General features: G+C 68.4%; 5 protein-coding genes. 2 read left to right on the top strand and 3 right to left on the bottom strand.

Annotation, left to right across the window (positions count from 1 at the left end):
* Positions 1-577: 577 nt before the first annotated feature.
* Entirely contained in the window at positions 578-2,485 is a 1,908-nt protein-coding gene (locus BM013_RS32620) for an ATP-binding cassette domain-containing protein (protein WP_093132868.1), read from the top strand.
* Between the two features lie 109 nt (positions 2,486-2,594).
* Positions 2,595-4,349 carry a phospholipase D family protein gene (locus BM013_RS32615; RefSeq protein WP_093132866.1) on the top strand — a complete coding sequence of 585 codons (1,755 nt, stop codon included), beginning with the start codon at positions 2,595-2,597 and terminating at the stop codon, positions 4,347-4,349.
* Between the two features lie 15 nt (positions 4,350-4,364).
* Here the strand turns inward: BM013_RS32615 and BM013_RS42275 are convergent, their stop codons facing one another.
* The 3 genes from BM013_RS42275 to BM013_RS32600 all read right to left on the bottom strand — a co-directional run bounded on the left by BM013_RS42275 (position 4,365) and on the right by BM013_RS32600 (position 8,106).
* The gene (locus tag BM013_RS42275; RefSeq protein WP_371270948.1) at positions 4,365-5,213 is read right to left on the bottom strand and encodes a copper chaperone PCu(A)C domain-containing protein; all 849 of its coding nucleotides are present in this window, start codon (positions 5,211-5,213) and stop codon (positions 4,365-4,367) included.
* 94 nt (positions 5,214-5,307) lie between these two features.
* Positions 5,308-7,617 (bottom strand): TonB-dependent receptor, encoded by a 2,310-nt coding sequence (locus BM013_RS32605; protein ID WP_093132863.1) that lies wholly within the window; start codon positions 7,615-7,617, stop codon positions 5,308-5,310.
* Between the two features lie 117 nt (positions 7,618-7,734).
* Positions 7,735-8,106, bottom strand: coding sequence for a DUF2946 family protein (locus BM013_RS32600; RefSeq protein WP_093132861.1), 372 nt, complete (start codon positions 8,104-8,106; stop codon positions 7,735-7,737).
* Positions 8,107-8,111 lie beyond the last annotated feature (5 nt).

The raw sequence follows: 8,111 nt of genomic DNA, 5'->3' as shown, positions 1-8,111 counted from the left end.
GTGAACTTTCACTTCTATCTTCATGAGCGTTTTTAAGTCTTGCGACTTGTTCCGAAGAACTTACGCAATTACCTTCAAACGCCCACGCTTATCGGCTGTAAATTTTTAACGATCACCGAAGCAACTTGTCGTTGTCTTCGTTTGCTTTGCTGCGATCAGCGAAGCCTTGTAGTCTATCACGATTTTTTAAGTACCGTCAAACTTTTTTCGCTTTCTTTTCTTTCCGCAATCCGCAACTCTCATCGCGTTTTGCTGAAGTCTTTTCAGCGGAGCCTTCGATTATGCACTGTTTTTTCAAACAACGTCAACTTTCGAAGACCTTTTTCTCAACCCACTCAATCAACTCCTGAGAGCTCGCCCCGAAGAGCCTGATCGCTGCAACATCTTGCGATGCGCTGTCAGCCGAGCCCTCGAGTATATGGCAGTTTTTGGCTCGCGCAAGACTGGCCGAAAGTTTTCACGCGAAAAGTCTTCCGTTTTTCCTGGCTCTATATAGACCGACCCACCACCCCTATATAGAGAAGCCCTTCTCCCCTGGCCGCCCTCCCTTGGTGGCACCTCCGATAATTCGCGCCACATGGCACTCATCACACTCCTCAACGCCCAATTGGCGTTCGGTCACGTCCCGCTGCTGGATCATGCGGACTTCTCTCTTCTCGAATCGGAACGCGTCGGCCTGATCGGCCGCAACGGTGCGGGCAAGTCGTCGATGCTCAAGATACTGGGCGGCCTGGAGAAGGCCGACGACGGCACCCTGCAGCTGCAGCAGAACCTCCGGGTCGCCTATGTGGCGCAGGAACCCGCGCTGGACATGGATTCGGACGTCTTCACCGCCGCCAGCCAGGGCCTGGCTCCCGTCATTGCCGTGCGCGACCTGTACCTCTCCGGCGCGGAAGGCCTGGACCTCGACGCCCTGCAGTCGCAGATCGAGGCCTACGACGCCTGGAACTGGGAGCAGCGCGTCGAAGAGACGCTGCACCGCCTCCACCTCGACCGCGACGCCCGCGTCGGCTCCCTCTCCGGCGGCACCCGCAAGCGCGTCGCCCTGGCCCAGGCCCTGGTGGCCGCGCCCGACGTCCTCCTGCTGGACGAGCCCACCAACCACCTGGACCTCGACTCCATCGAGTGGCTTGAACAGCTGCTGATCGACTTCAAGGGCAGCATCGTCACCATCACCCACGACCGCAGCTTCCTGAACCGCGTCGCCACCCGCATCGTCGAGCTCGACCGGGGCAAGCTGAACTCCTATCCCGGCAACTTCGAGCAGTACCTGCTGCAGAAGGAAGAGCAGCTCGCCCAGGAAGCGGTGATCAGCGCCAAGGCCGACAAGCTCCTGGCCCAGGAAGAGATCTGGATCCGCAAGGGCGTCGAGGCGCGCCGCACCCGCAGCCAGAGCCGCATCACCCGCCTGCAGGAGCTGCGCGCCAGCCGTTCCGCCCGCCGCGAGGTGCAGGGCAGCGTCAACATGGACGTGGCTTCGGGCCAGTCCAGCGGCAAGATCGTGGCCGAGCTCACCGAGGCGACCAAGTCCTTCGGCGAGAAGACCGTCATCCGCGGCTTCAGCGGCACTCTCCTGCGCGGCGACAAGGTCGGCCTGCTCGGCCCGAACGGCGCGGGCAAGACCACCTTGCTGAAGCTGATCCTGGGCGAGCTCGAGCCCGACAGCGGCAAGATCCGCCGCGGCACCAACCTGCAGGTGGCGTACTTCGACCAGATGCGCGACAAGCTCGACCTCGACGCCACGCTGGAAGACTTCATCAGCCCCGGCAGCGAGTGGATCGAGATCGGCAGCCAGAAGAAGCACGTCAAGAGCTACCTGTCGGACTTCCTGTTCTCCCCCGCGCGCGCCAACTCCCCCGTGCGCTCGCTCAGCGGCGGCGAACGCAACCGCCTGCTGCTGGCCCGCCTGTTCGCACGCCCGGCCAACGTTCTGGTGCTCGACGAGCCGACCAACGACCTGGACATCGACACGCTCGAGCTGCTCGAGAGCCTGCTGCAGGACTACGACGGCACCGTGTTCCTCGTGAGCCACGACCGGACCTTCCTCGACAACGTGGTGACCAGCACCATCGCCTATGAAGGCGACGGCCGCTGGCGCGAGTACGAAGGCAGCGTGCAGGACTGGCTGGTCCAGTCCAAGCGCGCCCGCGAGATCGCCGAGCAGCGCCAAGCCGCGGCCCCGGCGCCCTCGCCGGCGGCGGCACCCGCCTCCGCACCGGCCGCGGAAGCCACCGCCCCCAAGGCGGCCGGCGCCCGCAAGAAGCTCTCCTACAAGGAACAGCGCGAGCTCGAGGCCCTCCCCGCCCAGATCGAGGCCCTCGAAGGCGAGCAGAAGCGCATCACGGAAATGCTCGAGCTCGACGGCGGCGCCCTCTACGCCAGCGACGCCTCGCGCGCCACCGAGCTGGCCGAACGCCACGCGAAGATCGACGACGAACTGCTCGCCGCCCTCGAGCGGCAGGAAGAACTCGGCGCCGCGCGCTGAGTTCGACGCCATAAGGAAACGCCAGCGCGGTCGTCCGCCCGTCCGACGCGCGGCGCCCGCCGACTAGGCTATACATGCGGCTTCTCCCTCCAAGCCCCGGGAAAGCCGCATGCCTTCTTCCTTCCAGCCGTTTTTCCGCCGGTCCGCCGCGCTGCTCGCGCTCCTGATCCTCGGCGCCTGCGCGCAACTCCCGCAGAACGTCGAACGGCCCGTGTCGACCGCGATCAAGGCGCCGGCCACCGGCACCGCGCTGGCCGACCTGGTGCAGCAGCGGCGCCAGGCCGAGAAGGCGCGCTACGACTCCGGCTTCCTGCTGCTGGGCGGCCCGCAGGCCGCGTACGGCAGCCGGCTCGCGCTGGTCGAAGGCGCGCAGAAGACGCTCGACCTGCAGTACTACGCCATCCACGCCGACGCCAGCACCGGCCGGCTGGTGCGCGGCCTGCGCGCGGCGGCCGAGCGCGGCGTGCGCGTGCGGGTGCTGCTGGACGACTTCCACACCACCGGGCGCGACGCGCTGGTGCTGGGCCTGGCCTTCATTCCCAACATCGAGATGCGGCTGTTCAACCCGCTGGCCGGCTCACGCGACTCGACCTTCAGCCGCCTCTTCAACTCGATCGACGACGCCTCGCGCATCCAGCAGCGCATGCACAACAAGCTGTTCCTGGCCGACAACGTGCTCGGCGTCACGGGCGGGCGCAACCTGGGCGACGCCTACTTCGGCAATGCGACCAACGGCAACTTCGTCGATGTCGACGTGCTGGCGGCCGGCCCGATCGTGCAGGACCTGTCGCGCAGCTTCGACAGCTACTGGAACAACGAGCGCGCCTACCCGGTGCAGTCGCTGGTGACGCGCGACGAGCTGCAGGCCATGCGCGAGCGCGCGAAGAAGGCCGACCAGGAACTGGTCGAGCAAGCCACGCGCGACCCGGACGACAAGCCCGGCGCCGACGCGCCCCCCACCGCCGAGCAGCGCGCCCGCGCCTGGGACGAGAAGCCGCTCGACCTGCGCACCGCCACCTTCGTCTGGGCGCCGGCCGTGATGCTGGCCGACAAGCCCGGCAAGATCGCCGCCGACTCCGGCCCCGGCGCCGCCAAGGCGCCCGGCCTCGTGGTCAGCCGGCCCGACGACAAGGCGAGCGCCTCGCGCGGCGTGGCCTCGCTGGAAGCCGCCTCCGACCTGGCCGCCGGCGGCGACACCGTGGTCGAGGGCCTGCTGCAGCTGATCGGCCAGGCGCGCTCCGACCTGCTCATCATTTCGCCCTACTTCGTGCCCGGCAAGGACATGCTGCAGGCCTTCTCCTCGGCGCGTGCGCGGGGCGTGCGCATCCGGGTGCTGACGAACTCGCTGGCATCGAACGACGCGCCGGTGGCGCACGTGGGCTACGCACGCCACCGCGAGGCGCTGCTGAAGATGGGCATCGAGCTGTACGAGCTGCGCAGCGAGCAGACGAGCTTCGGCAGCGTGTTCGGCTCCACGGGAAGCAGCGGTGGCGGGAGCGGTGCAGGGAGCGGAGCGGGCAGCGTCACCGGCGAATCGCGCGCGATGCTGCATTCCAAGGTGCTGGTGATGGACGGCCGGCTGCTGGTGGTCGGCTCGATGAACCTCGACCTGCGCTCGCAGCTGCAGAACACCGAGATCGCGCTGCTGATCCGCAGCAACGAGCTGTCGCGCGCGGCGTCGGCGCAGATCGAGCGCGGCATGGCCGAGCGCTCGTGGCACGTGGAACTGGTCGACGGCGCGCTGGTGTGGCGCGCCCCGAAGGACAGCGACCTGAAGGACGCCACCGCCGAGCCCGACACCAGCCTGTCGCTGCGGCTGATGCTCAGGCTCTTCGGACCGCTGGCGCCCGACGCGCTGCTCTGAAGAAGCCCGGCAGCGTCAGTGCTTGTGCTCGTGCGCCGCACCGGCGGCATCGGCACCCTCGGGCGCGCCCACCGGCAGCGTGACATCCAGCGCGGTCTTCACGCCCTTGGCGTCCTCGAACTTCAGCGTCATCGGCACGCTGGCGCCCTTGGCCAATGCGCCCTTCAGGTCGGTCATCATCACGTGGTAGCCGCCGGGCTTGAGCTCGACAGTCTGGCCCGCGGGCAACTCGAGCCCGCCGGGGAGTTCGCGCATCTTCATGACGTCGCCTTCCATCTTCATCTCGTGCACTTCGGCGTTGCCGGCCGCGGGGGTCGAGATGCTCACCAGCTTCGTGCCGGTGGGCGCGGTGAGCTTCATGAAGGCGCCGGTGCCGCTCTGGCCCGGCACCGACTGGCGCACCCACGCGTCGCGCACGTCGACCGTGGCCACGCCCTGCGCCACCACGTTCAGCCTGGCGGCCGGGCTCTTCAGGCCGGCCGTCGAGTTGCCCGAGGCCGGCACCTCGGCCCAGTCGGCCGCGCCGGTGTCGCAGGTCTGCAGCACCTTGAACCACAGCGTGCCCGGCGCCGCGGGCACCTTGCCGCGCAGCACGAACTCGGCGCGCTCGCTGCTGGGCAGCGCGCTGTCGGGGGTCTCGGCGGTCCAGCGCACTTCGCCGTCGCCGCTCTTCTGCACGTCGAGCTTCCAGCCCTTGCGCGCCTGCGCGTCGCTCAGCACGAAGCCCTTGGGCAGGCGCACCGCCAGGCCGGTGGTCGCCTTGGCGCCCTGGCAGGCGTGGCCGACGCGGAAGGCCGCGCTGTAGTCGCTGCCCACGGTGGCGGCGCCCGGCGGCAGCGTGACGTGTGCGAAAACGGCGCTCACGCCCGTCAGCATTGCGCATGTCGCTATGGTTTTGAGAGTAGTCGTCAGATTCTTCGGGCTCATGTGGTGTCGTCCTTGAAGGTGGTTGTGGGAGTCAAAGGTCGAACTTGAGTTCGGCCACGTAGGTGCGTTGCGGGTACGGGTGGAAGGCCCAGTACCTGTTGTTGTTCAGGTTGTCGATGCCGAAGGACGCGCTCCACTGCCGGTCGATCCGGTAGCGTATGCGCGCGTCGACCACGAAGAACTTCGAGAAGCCCATGTACGCGAAGCCGTTGGGGTCGCTGTTGTCGAGCGTGCCGTACTGCTTGCCGCTGTAGCGCGCGCCGACGGTGTAGCTCCACCTGGCGTCGGGCCGGTAGGTGGCCAGCAAGGACGCGCGCACCTTGGGCACGCGCGGCTGGTCGTGGCCGACGCTGGCCGCAAAGCCGCTGTTGGCGGCGATCTTCGAGCGGGTCAGCGTGAGGCTGCCGCTCAGGTCGAAGCCCTGCACGCCCACGTCGACCGCGTTCAGCGCCACCTCGAGCCCGCGCGTGCGGATGGCGTCGACGTTCTGCACCGTGTTCACGAGGTTGCTGAGGGCCTGGCTGTACAGCGCGTCCCTGGTGTTCTCGAAGAACAGCGTGGTGCGCAGCACGCCGTCGAGCCCCCAGCCCTTCAGGTCGCGCTCGGCGCTGAGCTCGGTGGTCCACGAGCGCTCGGGGCGCAGGTTCGGGTCGGTGGCCACGATCTGGTTGCCATTGATCGAGCCCTGGTAGAGCTCGCTCACGGTCGGCATGCGCACGGCGCGCCCGGTCGAGGCCTTCAGCAGCCAGTCGGACGTGGCCTGCCAGGCGATGGCGGCCTTGGGCGAGTCGTAGCTGTTCTTGCGCGGCTTGAAGTCCAGCAGCGTGGTGGCATTGCCGAGCTGGCCGCCGTAGGCCTCCCAACGCTCGTGGCGCAGGCCCAGCGTGGTCTTCCAGTCCTTCGCGAAGCGCCAGGTGTCCTGCACGTAGAGCGACTGCAGCCGGGTGTTGCCGTTGAAGGCCGAGAACGGCGTGACGGGCGATCCGCCGGTCCAGTCGAGCGTGTTGCCCACGCTGGTGCGCAGCCGCGCGGTGTCCTGCTGGAAGCCGAAGTCGACCACGTGCGCGCCCACGCCTTCGGCCGAGCCGGTGGGCCGCCAGGTGCCGGCCGCCTTGAAGGTGTTCCAGCCGGAGCCGCCCATGTCGGTGGTGCGGCCCGGGCCGCCGTTGAAGGCGCCGGGCAGAGCGGTGGTGGGCGTGCGCGAGGTGTCGCTCGAATAATCGAACAGGCTGGCCGCCACTTCCCAGTCGAACACGCCGCCGGTGTGGCTCTTCACCGCGAGGCCGTGCATGTAGTGGGTGAGCGCGGTCTCGGTGGGCGCGAGCGCGGCGCTCGGTGAATCGAGGTTGTACGTGCGCCCGGCGATGTTCACGCGCCCGCCATACACCGGCCGGCCGAGGGCATCGCGCAGGTACGTGTCGACGCCGCCGTGCGTGGTGTTGTTCCAGGCGCCCAGCGTGTAGGTGGCGTGCACGGTGGGCGAGAAGTCGTAGGCCAGCTTGAGCTTGGCCTGCTCCTGCGTGGTGTCGTAGACGGTCGATCCGCCCACCAGCCACCAGGGCTGGTTCGACGGGTTCAGCCCCGGCACCGCGCCGGTGACGGGCGTGCCCGCGTTGCCGACGCCACCCACGGTTCCGGCGCTCAGCAGCCGGTTGCCGAACACCAGCGCCTGCCCCTTGCTGTGGGTGCGCGAGGCGCTGAGCCACCACGACCAGTCGCCGCTGCGGCTGCCCAGCGACAGGTCGAGCTGCTGGCCGGCCGGCGACGAATGGCTGTTGTAGAGATCGAAGTTCGACACGAAGCCGCTGAGCTTCACGTGCGCCTCCAGCTGCGTGGGCATGCGCGTGACGTAGTCGACCACCGCGCCCACCGAGTTGCCGGGATACGCGGCCGAGAACGGGCCGTACAGCACGTCGACCCGCTCGATTTCTTCCGGCGACACCATGCCCCAGCGCGGCGCGTAGGTGGCGCCGTTGCCCAGCGGGTTGGACAGCATGATGCCGTCGGCAAACACCATCGAGCGCGCGCTGTTGCCCGTGCCCGAGGCGCGCGTGGCAAGCACGGCGTGGTTGAAGTCGCCGATGTAGCGCTTGCGCACCACCAGGCTCGGCAGGTACTTGAGCGCGTCCTCGCTGTCGGTGGCGTTGACGGTCTCCACGATCTGCTCGTGCGTCACGCCTTCGATGGTGGTCGGGATCTGCGCGGGCAGCGAGGTGGGGCGCCCGCCGGTCACCGTGACGGTGCCGAGCGCGCGGCCGCCGCCGGAGGCTTCAGGCGTGTCGGCGGCGCTCGCCTGCTGTGCCAGCGCGGGCGCGCTGAACGGGACGATGGGGAATGCCATGGCGATCGCCAGGGCACGGGAATGCTTTTTCACAGGGAACCTTCTCCACGAAACTTCGAGCCAAGAAAGCCGCACGCGCACGTCAGTCGTGCGCATGCCGCTATGGTTTTGAGAGCGTCAGGAGAAAGTCGGGGGTCCGCGCGCCGGCAACGGCGCGGCGGTGGCCGCGGCCACGCGCGCGGCGGGAATCGGCTGGAGCACGCGGCCCAGCGGCAAGGGCAGATCGAAGGCGGGAACCGCCATGGCCGGCGGCGGGGCGCCGGTCAGCACGCACAGCGGGCAGTCCATGTGGGAGGCGCCCAGCTCCTGCGCGCCGTCCTCGGTGTGGACCACCACCTTGATGGAGCCGACGCTGGAGCACACCAGCTCCATCGCCTGCGGATGCACCAGCGGCGACGCCACCGCCACGCCCAGCGACAGCACGAACCACAGCAGCACCCAGCGGCCGAGGAGGCCGACGAGGCGGGTGGGCAGACGCTGCAGGTGCATGGCGG

It is taken from the genome of Variovorax sp. OK605 (assembly GCF_900115445.1).
Taxonomy (GTDB): Bacteria; Pseudomonadota; Gammaproteobacteria; order Burkholderiales; family Burkholderiaceae_C; genus Variovorax.
This window is presented reverse-complemented; position numbering and strand designations above follow the sequence as displayed.